Source organism: Pseudomonadota bacterium (assembly GCA_038533575.1).
Classification (GTDB): domain Bacteria; phylum Pseudomonadota; class Alphaproteobacteria; order Rhodobacterales; family Rhodobacteraceae; genus Shimia_B.
This window is the reverse complement of the sequence record JBCAYL010000001.1, coordinates 1,575,785-1,598,539: the sequence shown is the minus strand read 5'-3', so window position 1 is coordinate 1,598,539 and position 22,755 is coordinate 1,575,785. Positions and strand designations below refer to the sequence as shown.

The window sequence follows — 22,755 nt, the reverse complement described above, 5'->3', positions numbered from 1 at the left end:
CTACCTGCGCTTCCGCGCCTCCGTGCGCCGCTCATTCTCGGCTTCGAGCGTTGCGAGGTGCCGACGCTCCTGCCTCAGGAGGAGCGCGACGACGAGCGCCGTGCCCAGAAGGATGTTCGCGAGAAAAAGGACGAAGATGGCTGTTTGCATGATGTGGCTCTCGTCGGCTTGGGGAGGCCACAGCATGTAGGGCGACACGTCAAAATGTCGCACATTCGTCGAAAATCAGCGTCCGAAGCAGGCACTCTCAGGCAGGATGGAGCCGCTGCCAGGCGTCACGGACAAAGAGCGCCCCGGCGACCGGGAAGGCCACGATGAGCGCATCCACGCCCAGCGGCGCCACGGACGTGGACCAAAGGCTGATGACGGCGGAGGTGGTGAAAGCCGTCCACAGGACGGCGAGAAACATGCGGAGCATCGGGCGGTTCCAAACGCGGGTGGTTAACACGGTATACCGTTGCATGTGTTGTGCAGTCGAGAAAGACGGTGATACGTCGCCCGGACAAAATGTCCGGTATTTGAGTGGAGGTGACGCATGACCGCGACGGACGCGCCGCGAATCTATCTCCACGGGGCAGGCCTGAGCGCCGCGAGCTGGGGTGATGTACCGGGCCGGGCGCTTGATCTGCCGGGCCATGGCGGGCGCGAGCGCGCCCCGCGCGCGACGGCGGAGGCCTTTGCCGCCGAGATCGCGGGCGACGTGCCCGAGGGGGCGGTGCTGATCGGCTATTCGCTTGGCGGTATGGTGGGCATGGCCTTCGCGGCGGCGTTTCCCGATCGCCTCCGCGCCCTCGTGCTCGTGGATACACCCATTCGGGCGCCCTTGAAGGTCATCAGTTGGTACACGCCCTTCGTGGCACCCGTCGTAACCCGCGTGCCTGGCCTCAGGGCCATCGGCAAGGCCGTGGGCTCCCGCATCGAGAACCCGGATGGGCAGGCGCGGTTTCGCGCGCATATTGAGGCGGCGTCACCCTCGGGCATGGCTGACGCGCTCTGCGTGGCCGGCAGCTATGACGGAGAGCGGGACCTGCCCGCGCTCACGCTGCCCATGCTCGTCCTGTGCGGGAAACGCTCTCTCCTGACAGGAGAGGCCTACCGGAGGCTCGTGGCTGAAAAGGCGCCCCATGCCAAGATCGTGGAGATGGATACCGGTCACCACATCCCCTTTGATGACCCCGTCGGCACGGAGGCTGAAATCTTCAAGTTTCTCTACGACCTCGGCGCGTGAGCGTTTCGCGTTTCCGGCCTCATCCGGCGCTACGCAACGCCTTTCGAATGTAGGTATTTGCCGATCGGAAATGCGATGGCCCCGATGCTTCCGCGAAGCGGCCAAGCGTCCACTTGCCGGTCCACGCGTGCGCGCCGCCGGTGTAGAGCGATTGCTCGTCTTCTGCTGCGATAAAGCGGCGTAACTTGTCGCAAGCCGCCTCAAAGTCTGAAAGCAAATCTGCCCAAGGCGTCTTGTTGCCTTTCTCATAGAGCGAGGCGTTGTAGTCTTTCAGTTGGTTCCATTTGTAGCCCTTGGCGGGGACATGAACCTCGCGGCCCGCAACACCATCGTCGTACCAACCGTGAAACATGCCCATCCAGTGAGTGCGGTGCGCGATCACGCCCTTGATCGTGGCGGTGTCATCGGGGGGCGATAAGGAGGCCTTTGTGTCGTCGATGCCCTCCAGCGTCTTGCGGAGTTTGGCCAGGTCTCTATCGAAAACGGCGAGGAGCTCGGTTTTGTTGGTTGCTGCAGGCATGCCAGAACCTTCGCAGCTGAGCAGCTTAAATCATTGATTGGGATCAAGATCGTAGCACCGTCTCGCAAAAGATGCGGGTTTTTGGGAGGACGACCAAGAAAGCGATTTGTCCGCGCTCTAGCCTCGGCGAATGCTTCGCGCGCGAAACAATTTACGAAGCTTGGCAGAGGGTTAAGGGCCCCGCGTTATGCGGAGCCCTGTTTTTCCTGGTCGAAGTCAGGCCCGCATCGCCGCGCCGTTCGGGTCATAGGGCGAGGGCGTGAGGACCTTGGCCGCGCGTTCGACGCCCACGACGTGAACGGAGAGCTCGGTCCCGGGCTCGGCATAGGCGCTGTCGACCATGGCCATTGCGATGGAGGTCCCCAGCGTGTGGCCGTAGGCGCCCGAGGTCGTGAAGCCCACGCGCGTGCCGTTCGACCAGACGGGCTCGTAGCCCGAGCAGTCCGCCTCGGGGCTCTCGAGACCGAGCGTCACAAGGCGTTGTGCGGGGCCGGTGCTGCGCTCTTTCTCGGCGGCGTCCTTGCCGATGAAGGCCGGTTTCGACCAGTCGATCCAGCGGTCCATCCCCGTCATCGCTGGGGTGCGGTCCTGCGTGAATTCCGCCGACCAGATGCCGAAGCTCTTTTCGATCCGCGTGGAGAGCAGCGCGTTGAAGCCCACCTCGCGCAGGCCGTGGCCTTCGCCCGCCGCGAGCAGCATCGTGCGGAGCGCGATGTGTTCGTTGGCGTGGCAATGGATTTCGTAGCCCAACTCCCCCGTCACGGAGAGCCGCGCCACGTCGCAGCGCAGCAGCCCGAGGTCGAAGGTCCCGCAGCCCATAAATTTCAGGTCGACATCGGGATTGATCGTGTGGAGGATCTTTTTCGAGTTCGGGCCGCTGAGCGAGAAGCCGCAGATATCGTCAGAAATGTCCGAGACGTTGACCTCTGCCCCCTCACCGCGCCCTTTCAGGTGGTCCTTGAACCAGCGCAGGTGCCATGCGCGCAGGTAGTAGGATCCCATGATCCAGTATTCGCCATTGCCCCAGTTGAAGAGGGTCAGGTCACCCTTGAGGCGCCCTTCCTCCGAGAGCATGACGGCCAGCCGCGCGCGCCCTGGCGCGGGCAGTTTCGTGGCAAAAAGCTGATCGAGCCACGCCTCCGCCCCCGGTCCCGTCACCTCGAAGCGGGAGAAGCCGGTGATGTCGAGAAGGCCCGCGGCCTCCCGGATTGCCTTGTGCTCGGCTTCCACGAAGGGGGTGGCGTCGGTCCGGTCGAGGCTCGGTGTTTCCTCGAAGTCCTTCGGGGCGAAGTAAAGCGGGGTCTCGAGGCCCCAAGAGCAGCCCCAGCGCGCGCCGGCCTCGGTCATGTCGCTATAGGCCGGCGCCATGCGCAGCGGGCGACCGGCGGGAAGCTGTTCGTTGGGATAGCTCATCACGAAGCGGCGGGAGTAGAATTGGCCCGTGGTCTGCTTGATGTATTCCTTGTTGGAATGCTGGGGCCCGTAGCGCGCGATATCCATGGACCACGCATCGGTCTCCGGCTCGCCGTGGATCATCCATTCCGCCAGCGTCTTGCCCACGCCGCCGCCCTGAAGGAAGCCCGCCATCACGCCGCATGCGAGCCAGTAGTTCGGCACGCTCGACACAGGGCCCACGAGCGGGTTGCCATCGGGCGAGAAGGTGAAGGCGCCGTTGACCCAGCTCTGGATGCCCACGTCATTGAGGCAAGGGTAGCGTTCGAAGGCGAGCATCAGCTCCTTTTCAATCCGGTCGGGGTCTTCCTGCAGAAGCTCGATGCCGTAGTTCCACGGCGCGCCGTCCATCATCCAGTGCTGGTGGTCGACCTCGTAGATGCCCACGAGGATGCCCTTCTTGTCCTGGCGCATGTAGGTGAAGCCCTCGAGGTCCACGGTCATGGGCATCTCGAAATCGAGCATCTCGAGCTCGGGGATGGTCTCTGTCAGGAAGTAGTGGTGGGCGAGAGGGGATACCGGCAGGTCGAGCCCCACCATGCGCCCGCATTGCTTGGCCCAGAGCCCACCCGCATTCACGACGTGCTCGGCGCGGATCTTGCCCTTTTCAGTGACGACCTCCCAGTGGTCGCCCTTCCAGTTCAGTTCCTCGACCTTGTTGTGCTCGATGATGTCCGCGCCCCGGTTCTTGGCGGCGCGGGCATAGGCGTGGACGGTGCCGGTGGTGTCCACGTATCCCTCCCGATCCGCCCAGAGGCCGCCGATGACGCCCTCGGTGGACATGATCGGGCAGCGCTCCTTGATCTCCTCGGGGGTCATCAGGTGACAATCCTCGATCCCGATGGTCTGGAAGGTGCGGTAGGCCGATTGCAGCCACTGCCAGCGCTCCGGCGCGCAGGCGACGGTGACGCCGCCCGTGACATGGAAGCCGATATTGATGCCGCTCTCCTCCTCGATCTCGGAGAGCAGGTCGATCGTGTAGGCTTGCAGCGCGGCCATGTTGGGATCGGCATTGAGCGCGTGGACGCCGCCTGCCGCGTGCCAGGACGAGCCCGCGGTAAGCACGTTGCGCTCGACGATGGCGATGTCGGTCCAGCCGTACTTCGTGAGGTGATAGGCGACCGAGGCGCCCACGACGCCGCCGCCGATGACGACCACCCTGTATTGATCTTTCATGACGCTCTCCCTGCGGATCTGCCCGAAGCTTACGGGAGCGCCGCGCCCTCACAAGCCGGGAGGGCCGGGTTCTGGCCTGTTTGCGACACGAGGCCGCTTCCTGCATCCCGAGCGCGGGCGGTCAGCGATCATAAACGATGCGGAAACCCTGGTGCGTCGTCGTGGCGTCAGGCCCGTTCCCGATCCGCGCGGCGATGCGGTATCTGAAGCAGTACGAGGCGTGGCAAAGAAAACTGCCGCCCTTCAGCGTCTTGTATCCCCGCATCTCCCGCTCCCGCGCCTTGGCGGCGCGTTTCAGCGACCGGAGGCGGAAGGGATCGGCCGTCCACTCCCAAACGTTCCCGACCATGTTGTGGAGGCCGTAGCCGTTTGGAGGAAAGCTGTGGGACGGCGCGGTGGCCGCGTGGCCGTCAGCGGCGGTGTTTCGGCCCGGGAACCGGCCTTGCCAGATATTGCAGGGGTAGCGTTCCATCTCGTCCTCCGGGGCAGCCTCGCCCCAGGGGAAGGTCACCGCGCCAAGCCCGCCCCGCGCCGCGTGCTCCCATTCGGCCTCCGTGGGCAGCCGCCCGCCGGCCCACGCGGCGTAGGCCCGTGCATCGGACCAGGCGACTTGGGTGACTGGGTGGTCTGGCTGGCGGGCAGCCTCGGTGCCCGGACCGTTGGGCGCCAGCCACGTGGCACCGGACACGCGCCGCCACCATTCAGCGCCCACGACGCCCTGCGTGGGCGGGTGATCTTCGGGCAGATGCCCTGCGAAGACGAAGGACCAGCCCAGCGTCTCCGCCAGCGTGACGTGGCCTGTTGCGGCGATGAAGGCCGCGAATTGCGCGTTGGTGACCGTCCCGCGCTCCATGGCGAACGGCCTGATCCTGGTCTTTCGCAAGGGGGCTTCGCCATCCTGCGGGAGGATCGGGGCCTTCGTCCCGAGGAGGCCCTCGCCGCCGGGTATCTCCACCGCGTCTTTTGGGGGCGCGCCCGGAGCATATCGGATCGGGGCATATCGTATATCAGCCGGGGCCGATTGCCCCGCGCGGCTCGGTGCGCAGCAAGTCCCGGATCCGTCATCCATGGCGGCGATGTGGCCCGTCGGACCGTGGCCACGCAAGCCCTTCTTCGCTCAAAGCGCCTGCGTGCCCATCGCTTTGCTTGCAACGCAGGAGCCCGCGCGCGATGAAGCCCGCAAGGAAGAAAAGGGCGTGGGACGATGGGCAAATCACTCTTTGGCACCGACGGCATCCGAGGCGAGGCAAACACTTACCCCATGACGCCAGAGGCCGTGCTGCGCCTCGGCGCAGCGGCGGGCCATTATTTCCGCCGGGACGAGCGGGTGCATCAGGTCGTGATCGGCAAGGACACGCGCCGCTCCGGCTACATGCTGGAGACGGCGCTGGCGGCGGGGTTCACCTCTGCGGGCCTCGACGTGATCTTCGTCGGCCCCGTTCCGACGCCGGCCGTGGGGATGTTGACGGTGTCCATGCGGGCCGATGTCGGCGTCATGATCTCGGCCTCGCACAACCCGCACCAAGACAACGGGATCAAGTTCTTCGGACCCGACGGGTTCAAGCTCTCCGACGACGCACAAGCAGAAATCGAGGCGCTCTTCCACGCTGGCGTCCCGCTCTGCCAGCCGGCGAAGATCGGGCGCGCGAACCGGGTCGAAAGCGCCACGGGCCGCTACGTGGAGGTCGTGAAATCCACGCTGCCCCGGGGGCAGCGGCTCGGCGGGCTCAAGATCGTCGTCGATTGCGCAAATGGCGCAGCCTACAAGACCGCGCCGCAGGTGCTCTGGGAACTCGGGGCTGACGTGGTGACGCTCGGCGCGAGCCCCGATGGCTACAACATCAACAAGGGCTGCGGCTCCACGGCACCGCAAGCGCTCGCGGACCGCGTGGTCATCGAAGGGGCGCATATCGGCATCGCGCTCGACGGGGACGCAGACCGCATCATCGTCGTCGATGAGACCGGTGCCATCGTCGATGGGGATCAGCTGATGGCACTCATCGCCGGGCGCTGGGCCAAGGAAGGCAGGCTCAAGCACAACACGCTGGCCGCCACGGTGATGTCCAATCTCGGGCTTGAGCAATGGCTCGCGGGGCAGGGGCTCACGCTGCACCGGACCGCCGTGGGCGACCGCTACGTCGTGGAGGCCATGCGCGAGCACGGCTTCAACCTCGGCGGAGAACAATCCGGTCACATCGTGATGTCCGACTACGCCACGACAGGCGACGGTCTTCTGGCCGGGCTCCAGATCCTGAGCGCGATGGTGGAAACGGGCGATGCGGCGAGCGCACTGACACGGGTCTTCGAGCGCTGCCCGCAAAAGCTTGAAAACGTCCGTTATGCCGCGGGGCGCGAGCCCCTTGAAGCAGACCACGTCAAGGCAACCATCCGTGAGGCCGAAGCCGCGCTCGATGGCAAGGGCAGGCTTCTCATCAGGAAATCCGGCACCGAGCCCCTGATCCGTGTGATGGCCGAGGCCAGCGACGAGGCCCTCCTCGCGCAGGTCGTGCGGGCCGTGGCGGATGCGGTCTCCGAAGCCGCCTGAATTTTTGGCCCGGGCTTAACCCGCGATTCATCCGCCAGGGCATACGGTTCTCGAAATATCGAGGGACGGAGGTCATGCAGGTGGATTTTCGGGGTCGGGAGCGAGCTCCCGGGGTGTTTTCAGATCGGCTTAACCCGTGACGTGCGTTGCGAAAATCGCTCCGGTGCGTCCCGGCGCACGCGCCCGGGCAGGTCGAGGCGGTGTTGAATGACCGCTCCGCACGGCAGATTCCTCGTCTTCGGGGCGACCAGCCAGATCGGGCGCGCCTTGTCCGGGCAGCCGGGGGTCACGGTACTGTCGCGTCAGCAGGCTGATCTCACCGATGCGCGCCGCTGCGTGCAGCGCATGGAGGAGCACGCCCCGACCGCGGTCATCAACGCGGCCTGCCACGGCGACATCGACGGGGCCGAGACATCGCGCGGGCGTGCCTTTCTCGTCAACGGGCGGGCGCCCGGTGTCCTCGCCCGCCATTGCGCATCGCGCGGGATCCCGTTCATCCACATGTCGAGCGAGTTCGTCTTTTCCGGGGACGGGTCCGCGCCATGGACGCCGGAGAGCCCGACGGCACCGTGCCAGGCCTTCGGCAGATCTCGCCTGCGCGGAGAGCAGCAGGTGCGCGCCGCCGCCGGCGTGCATGCCATTCTGCGCACGTCTTGGCTTTTCAGCGCGCAAGGTCGCAACGTGCTGCGGTCCCTTTTGCGCGCCGCCGGTGCGAGAGACCGGCTGGCGGTGCGCGGCGACCTCGTCGCCCAGCCGACACCGGCGGTCGCTGCAGCCGCGGCGGCCGTGCAGATCGCCAAGACACTTGCTGAAAGGCCGGACCTTTCCGGCACCTATCACTTCGCCGGGGACGCGCCCGCTTCGCTCGCCGATGTCGCGCGCGAGGCCGTGGCCGCCGCGGGGCTCGATGTGAAGATCACCTCGCAGCACCATGCGTCGGCGGTCCCTTGGCTTGCACCGCGCCCTTTGAACGGGCGGCTCGACACTCGGAGAACGTCGGAGGTTTTCGGGATCGCCGCGCCAGATTGGCGCGCGGATCTGGCGCGCACCGCGCGACGCTTCCAGGACGCGCGTCGTGCCGCGGGCAAGGCGGCCTAGAGACATGAAAAGAGCGCCCACATTCCAGAGATACATCGCCCGTCGAGGCCTTCTGTGGCTGCCCTCGGAGAAGATGGACCCCCTGCAGCAGGTCCAGAAGCAGAGCCTTCTCGACTACGGGCTCGCCCTGCTGATTTCACTCGGGGCAGAAGATGTATCGGTCGCGGTGCCAGAGGCGCGGCACGCCGCCGTCACGGCCGCCATACGCATGGGGCGGGATCTCGGGATCAATGTGCGTTTGATCGGCTCCGAGCCCGGATTGCCCGAAGCCTTACGCGCTGGAAGACAGGAGCTCCTCGGCAGCCCTCTCATGGCCGCGCCGCTCGGCCTTTTCCTGAGCGCCAAGAACCCGCTGGAGCTCGCATTGCAGGACACGCGGCAACGCGGCGCGACCGTCTTCGTCGCGCCGGCAACCGGGGGAGGGCGCGGGATCCACGTCACCGCGGACGCGCTCGGGCTCGTGAACGATATCTCGCCCTGTGCCGACATGGGCGCCATGTCGCGCGGTGCGGCGGCGCTGGGCCTGACATTCCTAGATCCCCGCGCCCTCGATTTTGCCTCCTGGCTGTCCGTGGCCTCCACCTCGGAGGAGGGGCAGGCCGCGCTGCTGCGCCTTTACGCGAGCGAGCGCGGGCTGCGCGCGGGCACGCTGCCCGCGGTGGCGGCCTGGCACCAGCTACGGCCAGATACCGGTGTGACCGAGGCGCATCGCTTCGTCGTGCGCCAGCGCAAGGCCGGCAGCGGCCTCTTCGGCCTGCCGGAAGTGGCCGCCTTCGAGCGCGGCCTCATCGGCGTGCCCGAGCTTCAGGACGCCGCCATCCATCACGCGGGCTCACGGCTGGGCGAGGCTCTGGAGAGACGGCTCAACGAGGGCGTTCCGGATATCTTCGACCCGCGCATCATCCCGCTGCGGGCGATCTCTTCGGGCTAGGCGCGTGGCGGTGGCGCTTCCCTCGGCTTTGAGCATAGGGTGCGGCCATGGCGCGAGATCAGACACAGAGCGACGAGCGCGACGGCGCGACATCGCAGGGCGCAGCGACGCGGAGCGGCGGCGCCCTCTTGGTGGCTTGCATGGAGGCCCTTGGCGCAAGGCAGGCTTTCGGGGTTCCGGGCGAAAGCTATCTGGCGGTGCTCGATGCCCTGCATGACAGCCCGATCTCGCTGACACTGAGCCGGCACGAGGGCGGCGCGGCCTTCATGGCTTGCGCGTGGGGCCAGCTCACCGGGGAGCCGGGGATCTGCATGGTCACGCGGGGCCCGGGGGCGACGAACGCCTCCATCGGCGTGCATACGGCCATGCAAGGCTCCGTGCCCATGATCCTCTTCGTGGGCCAGGTGGCGCGCTGGATGCGCGGCAGGGAGGCCTTTCAGGAGCTGGATTACCGCGCGGTGTTCGGGCGCATGGCGAAATGGGCAACCGAGATCGACGATCCCGCGCGCATCCCGGAAGTGCTCGCACGCGCCTGGCGGGTGGCGACCACGGGCCGCCCCGGGCCCGTGGTGATCGCGCTCCCCGAGGACATGCTCGTCGAGCTCACGGACGCCGCACCGCTCGCTGCGCCGTCCACCTTGAGCCTCGAGGCGTCGCCCGGCGATCTCTCCGCGGTCAAATCCCGGCTAGAGGGTGCGGAGCGCCCCCTCGTGATAGTCGGCGGTGGCGGCTGGACGGACGTAGGCCGCGCGGCCCTCCATGACTGGCTCTCAGATGCGGGCCTCCCTGCGCTGGCCGCATTCCGCTTTCACGATCTCCTCGATCACCACGCGCCCTACTTTGCAGGGGTCGCGGGCGTGGGCATGACAGCGCAGGTCAAGGCGCTGATCCGCGACGCCGACCTGATCCTCGCGCTCAATATCCGCTTCGGGGAGATGACGACCGATGGCTACACGCTGTTCGATGCGCCGGTGCCGCGGCAGGCGATCATTCACAGCCACGCCGACGCAGGCGAGCTGGGCAAGATATACCAGCCGGACATCGCCATCCATGCAGGCCCGAACGAGATGGCCCGGGCGCTAAAGGGGGTGCGCCATCGGGGCCAGCCTGCCGCGCGCCTCGCCTACGAGGAGAGCCTCGTTGCACCTGCGCAGCCCGGCGCCCTCGACATGCGTGAGGTGGTCGCGCGTCTCGAGGCACGCCTCGACGACGATGCCATTTTGACCAACGGAGCGGGGAACTTTGCTGTCTGGACCAACCGCTTCTTCCGCTTTGGCCAAGGGCAGAGGCTCCTTGCGCCGCAATCGGGGGCCATGGGGTATGGCATTCCGGCCGCCATCGCCGCAAAGATCGCCCATCCCGAGCGGCAGGTCGTCTGCATGGCAGGCGACGGGGATTTCCAGATGACGTGCAACGAGCTAGGCGCGGCGATGCAGGCCGGCGCATGTCCCGTGATCCTCGTGGTCAACAACGGCTCCTACGGGACGATCCGGATGCACCAAGAACGCACGTACCCGGCGCGGGTCTCGGGCACGGAGCTTGAGAACCCTGATTTCCCGGCGCTTGCGGAGGCTTACGGCTTTCTCGGGGTTCGCGTGAGCGAAACAGAGGCCTTCGCCCCAGCGCTCGATGCAGCGCTCGCCGCGCCCGGCGGGGCGGTGATCGAGCTTGTGCTCGGGATCGAGGCGCTGACGCCAAGCGCGACCTTGAGCCAGATCAGGGGACAGTGATCACCTCTCGGTTGGTTTGCCATCTTGGCTGCGTTACCCTCCGCCACCAATCACCTGCCTGAAGGGTCCCCCGAGGTGTCAGCATTTCTGAAAGTCTGCGATCTCAAGGTGTTCGCGCGGTCCGGCCGCTTGATCCTCGATGTGCCGGAGCTCAGCCTCGCCGCGGGCGCGACGCTCGGGATTCAAGGGGCCTCGGGCGCGGGAAAGTCCACCTTGCTCAAGGCGCTGATGGGCCGGGCAGAGCGGACGGAGGGAGATATCCACTGGGGCGACACGGACCTTCTGAGCCGCCGAGCGCCCGCACGCGCGCGCTTTCGCGCGGAACGGATCGGGGTGATCTTCCAGGATTATTTGCTCTTCGATGAGCTCTCGGCTCCATCGAATGCTGGGATCCAGGCGCTCTTTCGTCCGCGCTCGGAACGTCGCGAGATTGCCCGCGCGGCGCAGGGGCTCCTCGAGACGGTCGAGATCACGGAGGAGAAGCGACCGGTGGCGAGCTTTTCGGGCGGTGAACGGCAGCGCGTGGCGCTTGCCCGCGCTCTGGCCCACCGGCCTGACATCATTCTCGCCGATGAGCCGACTGCGAGCCTTCCCGCCGTGGCGGGGGCGGCTCTCATCGACACGCTTCTTGGCGAAGTGCGCGCGCGCGACGCCACCCTCATCGTGGTCAGCCACGACCCGGCCGTGCTGACGCGGATGGAGAGCGTGGTCACCCTCGATCACGGAAGGCTGGCCACGTGAGCAACGCGGCGGTGCTTCTTGCCGTCCTCCTGCCCGGGCTGGCCCTCGGCGTCGTGCTCCTGCGCGGGTTCAGGCCGTGGCCCCTCGTGGGGGCGCTTCTCAAGCGGTACCGCTGGATCAACGTCGTCTTTGTCCTTTTGATTGCGGTCGCCACGTCCATGGGCATCGGAGTGACAGCCGTGGAACGGGCGGTGCGCGAGGGGACGGCGCGGGCCGCTGACAAGTTCGACCTCGTCATCGGCGCGCCCGGTAGCGAGCTGACGCTCCTCTTTGCATCCGTGTTCGCGGAGCCCTCGGATGTGGGGCTTGTGGGCGGGCAGGATTTCGTCGCCGTGGCGGAGAGCGCGGGCGTCGAATTCGCCGCACCGCTCGGATTTGGCGACAGCCATGAGGGCGCGCCCATTATCGGGACGACCATGGAACTCGTGGAGCACATGTCGGGCGGTGTCCTTTTGGAGGGGCGCGGATTTGAGCAGCCCTTCGACGTGATCGCAGGGGCGCTCAATCCCATCGAGATCGGCGCGCGCTTCGAGCCCGCCCACGGATTCGGCGAGAGCGCCGAGGAAGGGCTGCACGGGGACACCCTCACCGTGGTCGGCCGGCTGTCGGTGACGGGCGCACCGTGGGATCACGCGCTCCTGACCCCGATCGAAGGCGTCTGGCTCACCCACGGTCTTGCCGCGGGGCACGCGCCAGGAAATGACTGGCTCGGCCCGCCCTTCGATGCGCGTTTCTTTCCCGGGACACCGGCCATCGTGGTGAAGCCGGAGAGCCTTTCGGCCGCCTATGCGCTCCGCGCGCGTTTCGATGCCGAAGAGGCCCTCATGGCGATCTTTCCCGGGACGGAATTGGCAAATCTTTACAGCATCTTGGGGGACGCGCGCGCCGCCATGGGCGCGCTCGTGACGATCACGCAGGTCATCATCGTCATCGGTGTCCTCACCGCGCTCTTCGTGCTCACGAAGCTCTTTGCCCGCCAGATCGAGCTTCTATCCATCCTCGGGGCACCGGTCCGCTTCCAGCTTGCCGTGATCTGGGCCTATGCGGCCGCGCTCCTCACGGCGGGCACGGTGCTCGGCGTCGCGCTGGGCTACCTTGCCGCGCGGACATTCGCGGCCCTGGCCACCGCACAGACGAATACGCTCATCACCGCCCGCCTTGGCTGGGAGGAAGCCCATGCCGCTGGCATCTTCCTCTCCATTGTCCTGCTGCTTTCACTGGCGTCCAGCGCCATCGGTCTCCGCGCGGCGGCGCGCTAGACGAAGCGGCTGACGTAGTTTTCCAGCCTTTCCTGCCGACCGGATTTCGGCTCAGGGGCGGGCGCTTCGAGCATGCGCGCGTGCAGGTCGCCAAGGCTCTCCTGTGTGGGATCAAAGCGTTCGTAACCCGCGTATCGCGCGGCGCGCATCTCTTCGAGACCGCCATCCTCGAGCATCGCGGCGGCGGCCTTCAGCCCCCGCGCGCAGGTATCCATGGCGCCGACATGGGCGAGCAGCAGATCCTCGGGATCGAGTGACTGGCGCCGCAGCTTTGCATCGAAATTCGTGCCCCCCGTCGTGAAGCCACCCGCTTTCAGGATCTCGTAATAGGCCAGGGCGATCTCGCGCGGATTGTCGGGGAATTGGTCGGTGTCCCAGCCGGATTGATAGTCGTTCCGGTTCATGTCCACCGAGCCGAGGATGCCGAGGGAGGCCGCGAGCGCGAGCTCGTGCTCGAAGGAATGCCCCGCGAGGATCGCGTGACCTTGCTCGATGTTGACCTTCACCTCACTCTCGAGGCCGAACTCCTTGAGGAAGCCGTAAACGGTCGCGACATCGTAGTCGTATTGGTGCTTGGTGGGCTCCTGGGGCTTCGGTTCGATCAGGATCGTCCCGGTGAACCCGATCTTGTGCTTGTACTCGATGACACGGCTCAGGAACGCGCCCGCCTGCGCGCGTTCGCGGGCGAGGTCGGTGTTGAGGAGCGTCTCATACCCCTCGCGCCCACCCCAGAGCACGTAATTCTGCCCACCGAGCGCTTTCGTGGCGTCCATGCAGCTTTTGACGGTGGCCGCCGCGTAGGCGTAGACCTCGGGATCGGGGTTGGTGGCCGCGCCAGCCATGAAGCGGCGGTGCGAAAATAGGTTCGCCGTGCCCCAGAGGAGCCCGACCCCCGTCTCCTCGATCTTGGCCGCGAAGACATCTGTCATCTCCTTCAGGCGCGCCTCGCTCTCCGCGAAGGTCGCGCCCTCGGGGCGCACATCGGCGTCGTGAAAGCAGAAGTACGGAACGCCGAGGCGGGCGAACATGTCAAAGGCCACGTCTGCCTTGAGCTTCGCGTGGTCCATGGTGTCCCCGAACCAGGGGCGTTCGAAGGTCTGTCCGCCGAACGGGTCGCCGCCCGGCCAGGCAAAAGAGTGCCAATAGGCCACCGCGAAGCGCAGGTGCTCGGCCATGGATTTCCCCAAGATGCGGGCCGACGCGTCATAGTGGCGAAAAGCGAACTCGTTCTCGGTGTCCGGCCCTTCGAAAGCGATCGGCGGGCAATGGGCGAAGAAATCTGACATGGCGGTCCTCCCTTGCGCGGACGGGAGCACGGGCAGGGGGCGCCTGTCCAGCGCCGCAGGTTCTTGGAGTTGGAGGATGGAGGCGTCACCCGGAATCGAACCGGGGTGCACGGATTTGCAATCCGCTGCGTAACCACTCCGCCATGACGCCGCGCTGTGCGAGGTAGTGGAATGGCCCCTCGAGCGCAAGCGAAAGCGGCGAGCCTCCGCGTCGGCCTGCCTGTTTCGAGACCATCAAGGAGTGTGGAGGTCACACTGGCACAGAAAGAGCCGCTTTGCGCGTGCAGCGGTGTTGCGGGGCGATGGCCCCTGTGCAACGGTTTCCGCGCTGATGCGTGGCCTCAAAGCGTATCACGTCCGTATTGTTCATCTGGCGAGGAAACCAATGATCTCAATGGCTTTGCAGCGCGCGGCACGCCTGTGCCGACGCCCCACGCACCTTGCGGCATTGGTGGCTGGCCTCTCCGTTGCGGCTGTGGCTCCGGCGAGCGCGGAGACCATCACCCAAAGCCTCGCGGACACCTACCGGAATTCCGGCCTTCTCGAGCGTAACCGGGCGGTGCTGCGCGCCGCCGATGAAGACGTGGCCCAGGCCGTATCGGTGTTGCGGCCGCAGATCGGCTATGCGCTGCAAACGACCTACACCAACCCGACCGTGTTCCAGGACGAGGTCAACTCGACCTTTGCCCTGTCGCTCGATCTGACCCTCTTCGATTTTGGCCGCAACGCTCTCACCGTCGAGACGCAAAAAGAGCTCGTCCTCGCGACGCGCCAATCGCTGCTTCGCGTGGAAAGCCAGGTCTTGTTCAATTCTGTGACTGCCTTCTTCGATGTGCGGGAAGGCTTCGAAACCGTGGCCCTGCGCGAAAACAACGTGCGCCTCATCACGCAGGAATTGCGCGCCGCAGAGGACCGGTTCGAGGTCGGTGAGGTCACTCGGACCGATGTGGCGATTGCCCAAAGCCGCTTGGCCGCCGCCCGCTCAAGTCTTGCGACGGCGCAGGGAGAACTCTCAATCGCGGTCGCCCAGTTTCGCGAGGCCGTGGGGCGCGCTCCCGGCAATCTTACCCAGCCGACACGGCTTCCGGCCATCCCGGCGACAGTCGCGGAGGCGAAGGCGATCGCGCGCCGGACGGCCCCCGATATCCTTCAGGCGCGCAACCAGATCACGGCGAACGAGCTCGGTCTCGAGCGGGCGAAGCGGCTTTTGCAGCCAACGCTCGCGGGTGATCTTTCGCTGTCTTTCGACCTCGATGAGGGCGACAATTTCGATTCCACGACGCAGCTCGGCTTGGCGCTCAGAGGACCCATCTCCCAGGGCGGGCGGATCAATTCCCTGATACGGCAGGCGCAAGCGTCGCTCGATCAGGCCCGCGCTGACCTGCATCAGGCGCACCTCCTGGTCGATCAAAACGTGGAGAGCGCCTATGCGCGTCTCGCGGTGGCGCGGGCGAGCCTCGTGGCCAGCGATGAGCAGATCCGCGCCGCGACCGTGGCATTCCGGGGCGTGCGTGAAGAAGCCACCCTTGGCGCCCGGACGACGCTGGACGTGCTAGACGCCGAGCAGGAGCTTCTTGATGCGCGCGCGGCGCGTGTCACCGCCGCCGCGGCAGAGTTCCGCGCGGCCTACGGGATCATGCAGGCCATCGGTCGGCTGACGGCAAAGGATCTCGGGCTGCCCGTGCAGCTTTACGATCCGGCGGCCTATTACGAGCTGGTGCGGAACGCGCCGCAATATGCCCCGGGCTCCGCCGTGGGCGAACGGCTGGACCGCGTGCTCGAAAGCCTCGGAAAAAACTAAGACTTTTCGTATCTGTTGTGCGGTATGGCGCTTTGGCGTAGCGTCTTGGCGAGGCAAAAAGTGGTGCGACGATGAGCGATCCCGTGACAAACGTGGACATTGAGGACGTGCTTTCGTCCATTCGACGGCTTGTTTCCCAGGACAACGCGCCGCGGCAGGAGACGCCGCCTGCGCCCGATGCGCTCATTCTCACGGAGTCGCAACGCGTGGCCGAGCCCAAGGGGGACGCGGCTGGCGCGGTCGAGCCGGAAGAGGAGGAGACCCCCGAAGCCGAGCCGGACGAGCCCACCGAGACAGTGCTCCTGGATGATCAGGAAGCCGACTCGCATGACGACGCGGTTCAAGTCGAGCCGGTCGAGGACATGGTCGACGATCTGCCCCCAGAGGACGTGCCCGAAATGGATGCCGGGCAGGATGCACTCGTGTTTCGCACCAGCCACGTTGTCCGCACGGAGCTCGAGCGGGCGATCGAGGAGCTCGAGGCGTCGATGAGCGCCGCGCCCGAAGACGGGGACGGGGCGAAGGATGACACCCTCGCCGGACTTCAGGATATCGACTGGGACGCCCGCGTTGTCGGGCGCGCTGCCGACGGCGAGTTTGAGGAGAGCGTCGCGGCAGAGGCCGAACCCGAATTCGCCGACGCCCCCGATGAAGCGCATGCGGCGGGGGAAAACGAGGAGCCGGAGCAAGCGGATGCCGAGCCCACGGCTCCTGCGGCGCCACGCTCATCCCTCGAGGGCCTGCGGCTCGTGACGCGCGCCTCCGATGCAAGCGCCGAAGACTTCGATGGCGACTACGACACGGGTCTCGATACCCTGTCCCCGTCATTTGCACCTCAAGTGGACGAAGAGGTCTCCGACGACGATGAGCAGGGTGACGTCCACGAAGCGGTCGCCGGCGTCCCTTGGGAAGACGTCTCGGACGAGGACGGCACAGACGCGGATGAGCCGGCCAGCGCGCCGATGGACTTCGAGCACGCCGAGGATGAGGACGAGGCGGAGGCCTTCCGCGCCCCGGAGCCGCCTTTCGACAGCGACCAAGACGACCATTTCACGGATTTCGAGGGCGTCGACGCCCCCGCGTCCCCAGCCGCGCAGATCGACGAAGAGCAACTGCGCGAGATGGTGACCGAGATCGTCCGCACCGAGCTTCAGGGCGAGCTGGGCGAACGCATCACCCGCAATGTCCGGAAGCTGGTGCGACGCGAGATCAACCGTGCCCTTGCGGGCCAGGACCTGATCTAGACGTCCGCCGCGAGCGCGAAGAGGGCGTCGAGATCGAGCGCTGCCTCGAGGTGATCCGCGAGCGCATTCAGCGTGTCTTCCACGGTATCCTCGTAGTTCGAAAGCGCTGACTGCCCGCCAATATCGGCCAGCCATTCCGCGCGGAACGCATCGCTCGTGAAAAGACCGTGGATGTAGCAGCCGCGGAGCCGCCCGCCCTTGGCGGAGGCGCCCTCGGGGCGACCGTCCAGCTCCAGCCAGGACTGTGCGCGACCTTCCGTCTTGCCGAGGTGGATTTCGTAGCCCCAGATCGCCGTGCCGTCCCGGGTCGATGCTTGTGAGAGTGCGAGGCGCTTCATGGGCTCCATGACCGTGTCCACATCGAGGAGGCCGAGGCCGGAGACACTTTGCGGCGATCCTTCGAGGCCCGCCGGATCATGGATCGTGTTGCCCATCATCTGGTAGCCGCCACAGATGCCGAGGACATGGCCCCCTCGGCGAATATGGGCGGTGATGTCCACGTCCCACCCTTCGGTGCGGAGCGCCGCGAGGTCCGCGATCGTGGATTTCGAGCCCGGCAGGATGATCGCGGCGGCGTCTCCGGGCAGAGCCCGGCCGGGCTCCACGATGTCCACCTCGACGCCGGGCTCGGCGGAGAGCGGGTCCAGATCGTCGAAATTCGCGATGCGGGGCAGGCGAGGCACCGCGATCTTCACGCCCTCGCCGGAGGAGCTGGCGATATCGAGGATGTCTTCTGCGGGGAGCTTCGAGGCCATGCCGAACCAGGGAATAATGCCGAGCGGGGCCCAGCCCGTGGCCTCGGCGATCATGGTCATGCCGTCATGGAAGAGGGTAGGGTCGCCTCGAAACTTGTTGACCGCAAAGCCCTTGATGCGTGCAGCGTCCGGGCCGGGGAGCACGGCCTGCGTGCCCACGAGCTGGGCAATGACGCCGCCGCGGTCGATGTCTCCGATGAGGATGACGGGCACCTCCGCCGACTCCGCAAAGCCCATGTTCGCGATATCGCCCGGCCGAAGGTTCACCTCGGCCGGCGAGCCCGCTCCTTCGACGATGATCCAGTCAAAACCCGCCGCGAGCCGATGAAAGCTCTCTAGCACCCGGGGCAGGAGCGTCGGCTTCAGCTTCGCGTAATCCCGCGCCTTTGCTGTCGTGAGGCGCTGACCCTGCACGATGACCTGCGCGCCGATCTCGCTCTCGGGTTTCAGGAGGACGGGGTTCATGTCGACGCGGGGGAGAATGCCACCCGCACGCGCCTGGAGCGCCTGCGCGCGCCCGATCTCGCCGCCATCTTCCGTCACGGCCGCATTGTTGGACATGTTCTGGGGCTTGAAGGGGGCCACGCGCTGGCCCCTGCGGTGGAGCACCCGCACCAGCCCGGCCACGAGCACCGACTTGCCGACATTCGATCCGGCTCCCTGGATCATCAGCGCCTTGGCCATGCTCGAACTCTCCCCTAGGCTCCGCGCCATGAACACACCCGCGCATCTCATCATGGGGGCCGCAGCCTTTGGCAAGCCCCTGGAGGCCCAGGTGACATGGGCAGCGCTTCTGGGCGCCACGCTCCCTGATCTCTCGCTCTACCTTTTGGCGGGATGGCACCTCCTCGTGCTCGGGACGTCGCCCGACATCGTCTTCGGGCAGCTCTATTTTTCGGAGGCCTGGCAGCGGGTTTTTGCCGTCGACAATTCGTTCGTGCTCTGGGGGATCGCGCTGGGGCTCGCCCTTTGGCTTCGCTCCGGCTGGGCCATCGCACTCAGTGGCGCGGCGCTCCTTCACATCGCCTTCGACTTCCCGCTCCACAACGAAGATGCGCGGATGCATTTCTGGCCGCTGACGGACTGGAAGTTCTTCTCGCCGATTTCCTACTGGGACAGCGCCAGCGGTGCGCAAGTCGTGGGCGTGATCGAGCTCGGGCTCGTCCTCGTGCTGACCGCGTATCTCCTCTGGCGCTATCACTCCTGGCTGTGGCGGGCAGGCTTCCTCTTGCTTGCAAGCCTGCAGGTGGTGCCATTCTTTGCGTGGTACGTCTTCTTCTGAAATGAAAAACGCGCCCGCGGGGAGCCCGGGGCGCGCTTCTTTAAAACGGTGTGTCGTCGCGTTACGCGGCTTCCGCCTGCGCTGCAGCGCGACGCTCGCTTTCCTCGCGGCTCAGCGCGACGGAGGTGCGCACGCCTTTGGACACGAATTCCATCAGACCATCTACAACACGCTCGTTGGGGTCGATCCCCGCGCAGGAAAGCACTTCGCGACCGTCACGCGAGCGTGCCCAGCGAGCAATTTGCTCGGGGCCATTCCCGTACTTCTTGTCATCTGCGATGGCATCGTCCAAAGCAGCAAGGACCACGGCGGCGAACAGCTTGCGCGCGCGGTTACCTTGTTCGTTATTAAAAGCAGTCCCGTCGACGAAATCGATCATCGTGCGTCCTTCATTATTGCTCTTGCGGTCTGGCAGCGTCCGCCCTGTATGCCGGATTGCTCCCGATTCGGGGGAGAGTTTATTGCATGCCAGCCATGCGATGAGCGCATGACTTCCCGTTTTCGCATACAAATGGGAGCGCTTGTCTCCGGCACTGGCGGGAGATATAGGCACGTTCACACTTCCTTCAACCTTTCGTCGCGGTTTTGACACATGCCGAAAATCAACGGAAACGAGATCCGTCCTGGAAACGTGCTCGAGCACAATGATGGGCTGTGGTCCGCTGTGAAAGTCGATCATGTGAAGCCCGGCAAGGGCGGTGCCTTCGCGCAGGTCGAGCTGCGCAACCTGCGCAACGGCTCGAAGCTCAACGAGCGGTTCAGAAGCGCCGACAAGGTGGAGCGCGTGCGCCTCGAGCAGAAGGACCAGCAATTCCTCTACGAGACCGACGGGATGCTCGTCTTCATGGACATGGAAAGCTACGAGCAGATCGAGCTTCCGTCCGAGATCCTCGGTGATCGTCGTCCGTTCCTGCAGGACGGCATGACAGTGCAGATCGAGTATTACGAAAGCGAGGCGCTCAACGCGACGGTGCCCCAGAAGGTCACCTGCCAGGTGGTGGAGACCGAACCCGTCGTGAAAGGGCAGACCGCCGCCAATTCGTTCAAGCCCGCGATCCTCGACAATGGTGTGAAAGTGATGGTGCCGCCCTTCGTGGGGCAGGACGAGATGATCGTCGTGAACACCGAGACGATGGAATACTCCGAACGCGCCTAAACTTGCTGACCTCCGCGCTCCTTGCGCGAGCGGATGCCTCCGGCGGAGGTACGGGGCACAAAGAAGCCGTGCCTTGCGCTCCTATTTTTGCGGCCCTCTTAGAGGCGCGTGACGCTTGCGTAGCCTGCCGACATCTCATCTGAAACGCGCTTGAACCGCAGAAAGGCGATGGCCTCGTCGCCCACCCGCGTGTGAAGCGTCCCCGCGGGTTTGCCTTGGGAGGTGATCTCCGTGCCCGGCGTGGCGGGGCCCTCGACGCGAACGCGGACGAAGCCCTTCTGCAGCTCGGTCTTGTGCTTCATGCGGGCCGTGACCTCCTGGCCCACATAGCAGCCCTTGCGGAAATCCACGCCGGAGAGGCGTTCGAACCCGGCTTCGAGGATGAAGGTGTCGGCGGTGAGCTCCGCGCCCCATTCGGGAATGCAGGCCGCCACGCGGCGGGCGTCCCAATCCTCGAGCGTTGCAGGCGTCGCGCCGTACTGGCGCCAGCCGAGGGTGGCGTGGCGCGGATCGGGAAAGGCGCCCTCGGGCATCGGGCCCGCCCCCTGCGCGACCTCGCGGGGATCCCAATCGAGGGAGACGTCAGCCCGGAGCTTGTACATGGTGAGCCGCTGTGCCAGCGCCTGCGCGACGCCGCTGTCCACGTCGATGAGGATCGTATCGTCATCAGGTACGAGGAAGAAATCCGCGATGAGCTTCCCCTGGGGCGTGAGCAGGGCGGAATAGACAAGCCCGTCCTCGTGGCCGGTCACGTGGTTCGTCACGAGGTTCTCGAGGAAATCGACCCGGTCGGCCCCGCTGACGCGGATGAGCTTGCGCGTCACGCCCCTTCCTCCCGGAACTGGAGCGCGTGGAGGCGGGCATAGGCCCCGCCCAGGGCGAGCAGCTCTTCATGGGTGCCCTCTTCGACGGCGCGTCCGCGGTCCATCACCACGATGCGGTCGGCATCCCGGATGGTGGAGAGGCGGTGCGCGATGACGAGCGTCGTCCGCCCGGTGCTGAGCCGGGACAGCGCCTCCTGCACCTTGAGCTCGCTCTCGGCGTCGAGGGCGGAGGTGGCCTCGTCGAGGAGGAGGATCGGCGCATCCTTGAGGAGGGCGCGAGCGATCGAGACCCGCTGACGCTGGCCGCCGGAGAGGTTCGAGCCGCGCGGCCCGGCGGGGCTTTCAAGGCCCGCGGGCAGCTTTGGCAGGAAATCTGCCACGTGGGCCGCTTCGAGCGCCTGCTCGAGCTGATCGTCCTCAATCGGCAGGCCGAAGGTGATGTTCTCTCGCAGCGTATCGTCGAAGAGCAACGCGTCCTGGCTGACGACCGAGATGAGCCCGCGGAGGTCCGAGGGCAGAACCTCGGTGATGTCTGTGCCATTGACGCTCACCCGGCCGCTGGTGAGCGGGGAGAGGCGGGTGAGGGCGTTGAAGACCGTGCTCTTGCCCGCGCCCGAGGCCCCGACGAGCGCGGTCACCTTTCCCTCTGCAGCCCTGAGGCTCAAACCGTCGAGCGCATGCGTTTCGCCGTAGGCCACGTGCACGTCCTCGAAGCGGATCTCGCCTGCTTGGGCGGGCTTCGGGTTGGCCGGAATGGTCAGGGTCGGTCTCGTCGAGAAGATCGTTTGGATCCGCTCGAGGCTCGCGGCCAGCGTCTTCGACGCGCCTGAAAGGTTGCCCAAGCGGCGCACCGGTTCGAAGGCGAGAGCGATGGCGGTGAAAAAGGACATGAACTGGCCGACGGTCTTCTCGCCGCTCACGATCTCGCCGCCGCCATAGGCCAGCACCCCGAGGATGCCCACGCCTGTGAGCACGTCGATCAGGCCGGGGATCATGGCGCGCCCGAGCTCGCTCTCGGTCTCGGAGCGGTTGAATGTGTCGGTGGCGCCCTGGTAGCGGTCAGATTGGTATCGCTCGAGCCTGGAAAGCTTGACCGTGTTGATGCCATGAAAGACCTCGTCGAGCCGCAAGGCCATGCGCGCGGCGGCCTCCCGGGCGCGCGTTGAGCGGTCTCGGATGAACTTCTGGATCGCGATTGCGGGGGCAAAGAGCAGGGGAATGCCGATGAGCGCCACGGCCGTCCAAACTGGGTCCACGCTGATGGCGACGCCGAAGAGGACGATGAGCGAGATGATGTCACGCCCGACGCCCGTCACGATGGACTTGCCGTTTGCGACAACGACGCCGGTATCTCCCTTCACGCGCTCGATCATGTAGCCGGGCGGATGCGTCGAGTGAAAATCTCCGTCGAGGCCCATGGTGTGGTTGAGGAGGTCGAGCCGGATGGAGGCCGAAACGCGGAGGCCGATGACCGTCATCAGCACGCGTTGGGCCGAGGATGTGAGCGCGCGCAGCGTAAAGAGCGCGAAAAATCCGCCCCCCACGAAGATGAGCGCGGAGGTGGAACCCTCCACGAAAACGCGATCGAACATGGGCTCCATCAAGAGGCTCACAGCCCCGAGGATCGAGCCCTCGATAGACATGAGAAAGATCGCGAGGAGGAGCAGGGGCAGGTGCCGACGCCCATAGCTGCGCCAAAGCCAGCGCAAGCGGGCAGTGTCGCTCAT

Annotated in this window: 21 protein-coding genes and 1 tRNA gene; 11 read left to right on the top strand and 11 right to left on the bottom strand. The window is 66.1% G+C overall.

What is annotated here, in order from left to right:
• Nucleotides 1–150: a hypothetical protein gene (locus AAFM92_08135; GenBank protein MEL7300336.1), complete on the bottom strand. Its 150-nt coding sequence runs from the start codon at nucleotides 148–150 to the stop codon at nucleotides 1–3.
• Nucleotides 151–247: 97 nt separating this feature from the next.
• On the bottom strand, nucleotides 248–463 hold the full coding sequence (locus AAFM92_08130) for a hypothetical protein (GenBank protein MEL7300335.1): 216 nt from the start codon (nucleotides 461–463) through the stop codon (nucleotides 248–250).
• A gap of 72 nt (nucleotides 464–535) precedes the next feature.
• Here AAFM92_08130 and AAFM92_08125 point away from each other — a divergent pair, with 72 nt between their 5' ends.
• Entirely contained in the window at nucleotides 536–1,228 is a 693-nt protein-coding gene (locus AAFM92_08125; GenBank protein ID MEL7300334.1) for an alpha/beta hydrolase, read from the top strand.
• Between the two features lie 19 nt (nucleotides 1,229–1,247).
• On the opposite strand, the gene AAFM92_08120 is transcribed toward AAFM92_08125, so the two are convergent.
• From AAFM92_08120 to AAFM92_08110, 3 genes are all read right to left on the bottom strand, one after another.
• Complete coding sequence (locus AAFM92_08120; GenBank protein ID MEL7300333.1) at nucleotides 1,248–1,748, bottom strand: ClbS/DfsB family four-helix bundle protein; 501 nt, start codon at nucleotides 1,746–1,748, stop codon at nucleotides 1,248–1,250.
• Between the two features lie 216 nt (nucleotides 1,749–1,964).
• Entirely contained in the window at nucleotides 1,965–4,376 is a 2,412-nt protein-coding gene (locus AAFM92_08115) for an FAD-dependent oxidoreductase (protein MEL7300332.1), read from the bottom strand.
• A 121-nt stretch (nucleotides 4,377–4,497) separates the two neighbouring features.
• Nucleotides 4,498–5,445 carry a formylglycine-generating enzyme family protein gene (locus AAFM92_08110; protein MEL7300331.1) on the bottom strand — a complete coding sequence of 316 codons (948 nt, stop codon included), beginning with the start codon at nucleotides 5,443–5,445 and terminating at the stop codon, nucleotides 4,498–4,500.
• Between the two features lie 135 nt (nucleotides 5,446–5,580).
• Between AAFM92_08110 and glmM the strand changes: the two genes are divergently transcribed.
• The 6 genes from glmM to AAFM92_08080 all read left to right on the top strand — a co-directional run bounded on the left by glmM (nucleotide 5,581) and on the right by AAFM92_08080 (nucleotide 12,680).
• On the top strand, nucleotides 5,581–6,921 hold the full coding sequence (gene glmM / locus AAFM92_08105; GenBank protein MEL7300330.1) for a phosphoglucosamine mutase: 1,341 nt from the start codon (nucleotides 5,581–5,583) through the stop codon (nucleotides 6,919–6,921).
• Nucleotides 6,922–7,128: 207 nt separating this feature from the next.
• Nucleotides 7,129–8,019 carry a sugar nucleotide-binding protein gene (locus AAFM92_08100; GenBank protein ID MEL7300329.1) on the top strand — a complete coding sequence of 297 codons (891 nt, stop codon included), beginning with the start codon at nucleotides 7,129–7,131 and terminating at the stop codon, nucleotides 8,017–8,019.
• 4 nt (nucleotides 8,020–8,023) lie between these two features.
• Nucleotides 8,024–8,950: a hypothetical protein gene (locus AAFM92_08095; protein ID MEL7300328.1), complete on the top strand. Its 927-nt coding sequence runs from the start codon at nucleotides 8,024–8,026 to the stop codon at nucleotides 8,948–8,950.
• Between the two features lie 47 nt (nucleotides 8,951–8,997).
• Nucleotides 8,998–10,680 (top strand): thiamine pyrophosphate-dependent enzyme, encoded by a 1,683-nt coding sequence (locus AAFM92_08090; protein MEL7300327.1) that lies wholly within the window; start codon nucleotides 8,998–9,000, stop codon nucleotides 10,678–10,680.
• Nucleotides 10,681–10,755: 75 nt separating this feature from the next.
• A complete protein-coding gene (locus AAFM92_08085; GenBank protein ID MEL7300326.1) occupies nucleotides 10,756–11,421 on the top strand; it encodes an ATP-binding cassette domain-containing protein in 666 nt (221 codons plus the stop codon).
• The gene (locus tag AAFM92_08080) at nucleotides 11,418–12,680 is read left to right on the top strand and encodes an ABC transporter permease (GenBank protein MEL7300325.1); all 1,263 of its coding nucleotides are present in this window, start codon (nucleotides 11,418–11,420) and stop codon (nucleotides 12,678–12,680) included. The genes AAFM92_08085 and AAFM92_08080 overlap by 4 nt, the downstream gene beginning before the upstream one ends.
• Here AAFM92_08080 and xylA read toward each other — a convergent pair.
• The gene (gene xylA, locus AAFM92_08075) at nucleotides 12,677–13,966 is read right to left on the bottom strand and encodes a xylose isomerase (GenBank protein MEL7300324.1); all 1,290 of its coding nucleotides are present in this window, start codon (nucleotides 13,964–13,966) and stop codon (nucleotides 12,677–12,679) included. The genes AAFM92_08080 and xylA overlap by 4 nt on opposite strands.
• Before the next feature lie 77 nt (nucleotides 13,967–14,043).
• A tRNA-Cys gene (locus AAFM92_08070) sits at nucleotides 14,044–14,117 on the bottom strand.
• A gap of 324 nt (nucleotides 14,118–14,441) precedes the next feature.
• Here AAFM92_08070 and AAFM92_08065 point away from each other — a divergent pair.
• Both AAFM92_08065 and AAFM92_08060 read left to right on the top strand, forming a co-directional pair.
• Nucleotides 14,442–15,767, top strand: a complete 1,326-nt coding sequence (locus tag AAFM92_08065) for a TolC family outer membrane protein (GenBank protein MEL7300323.1) — start codon at nucleotides 14,442–14,444, stop codon at nucleotides 15,765–15,767.
• Nucleotides 15,768–15,838: 71 nt separating this feature from the next.
• Nucleotides 15,839–17,011 carry a hypothetical protein gene (locus tag AAFM92_08060; protein MEL7300322.1) on the top strand — a complete coding sequence of 391 codons (1,173 nt, stop codon included), beginning with the start codon at nucleotides 15,839–15,841 and terminating at the stop codon, nucleotides 17,009–17,011.
• On the opposite strand, the gene AAFM92_08055 is transcribed toward AAFM92_08060, so the two are convergent.
• Nucleotides 17,008–18,450, bottom strand: a complete 1,443-nt coding sequence (locus AAFM92_08055; GenBank protein MEL7300321.1) for a cobyric acid synthase — start codon at nucleotides 18,448–18,450, stop codon at nucleotides 17,008–17,010. The two genes, AAFM92_08060 and AAFM92_08055, sit on opposite strands and share 4 nt — an antisense overlap.
• Here AAFM92_08055 and AAFM92_08050 point away from each other — a divergent pair.
• On the top strand, nucleotides 18,449–19,048 hold the full coding sequence (locus tag AAFM92_08050; protein MEL7300320.1) for a cobalamin biosynthesis protein CobQ: 600 nt from the start codon (nucleotides 18,449–18,451) through the stop codon (nucleotides 19,046–19,048). The genes AAFM92_08055 and AAFM92_08050 overlap by 2 nt on opposite strands.
• A gap of 61 nt (nucleotides 19,049–19,109) precedes the next feature.
• Here AAFM92_08050 and AAFM92_08045 read toward each other — a convergent pair whose 3' ends face one another.
• Entirely contained in the window at nucleotides 19,110–19,427 is a 318-nt protein-coding gene (locus AAFM92_08045) for a DUF6280 family protein (protein ID MEL7300319.1), read from the bottom strand.
• Between the two features lie 213 nt (nucleotides 19,428–19,640).
• Here AAFM92_08045 and efp point away from each other — a divergent pair, with 213 nt between their 5' ends.
• Entirely contained in the window at nucleotides 19,641–20,204 is a 564-nt protein-coding gene (gene efp / locus AAFM92_08040; GenBank protein MEL7300318.1) for an elongation factor P, read from the top strand.
• A 98-nt stretch (nucleotides 20,205–20,302) separates the two neighbouring features.
• On the opposite strand, the gene AAFM92_08035 is transcribed toward efp, so the two are convergent.
• Both AAFM92_08035 and AAFM92_08030 read right to left on the bottom strand, forming a co-directional pair.
• A complete protein-coding gene (locus tag AAFM92_08035; GenBank protein MEL7300317.1) occupies nucleotides 20,303–21,028 on the bottom strand; it encodes a folate-binding protein in 726 nt (241 codons plus the stop codon).
• Nucleotides 21,025–22,755, bottom strand: a complete 1,731-nt coding sequence (locus AAFM92_08030) for an ABC transporter ATP-binding protein (protein ID MEL7300316.1) — start codon at nucleotides 22,753–22,755, stop codon at nucleotides 21,025–21,027. The genes AAFM92_08035 and AAFM92_08030 overlap by 4 nt, the downstream gene beginning before the upstream one ends.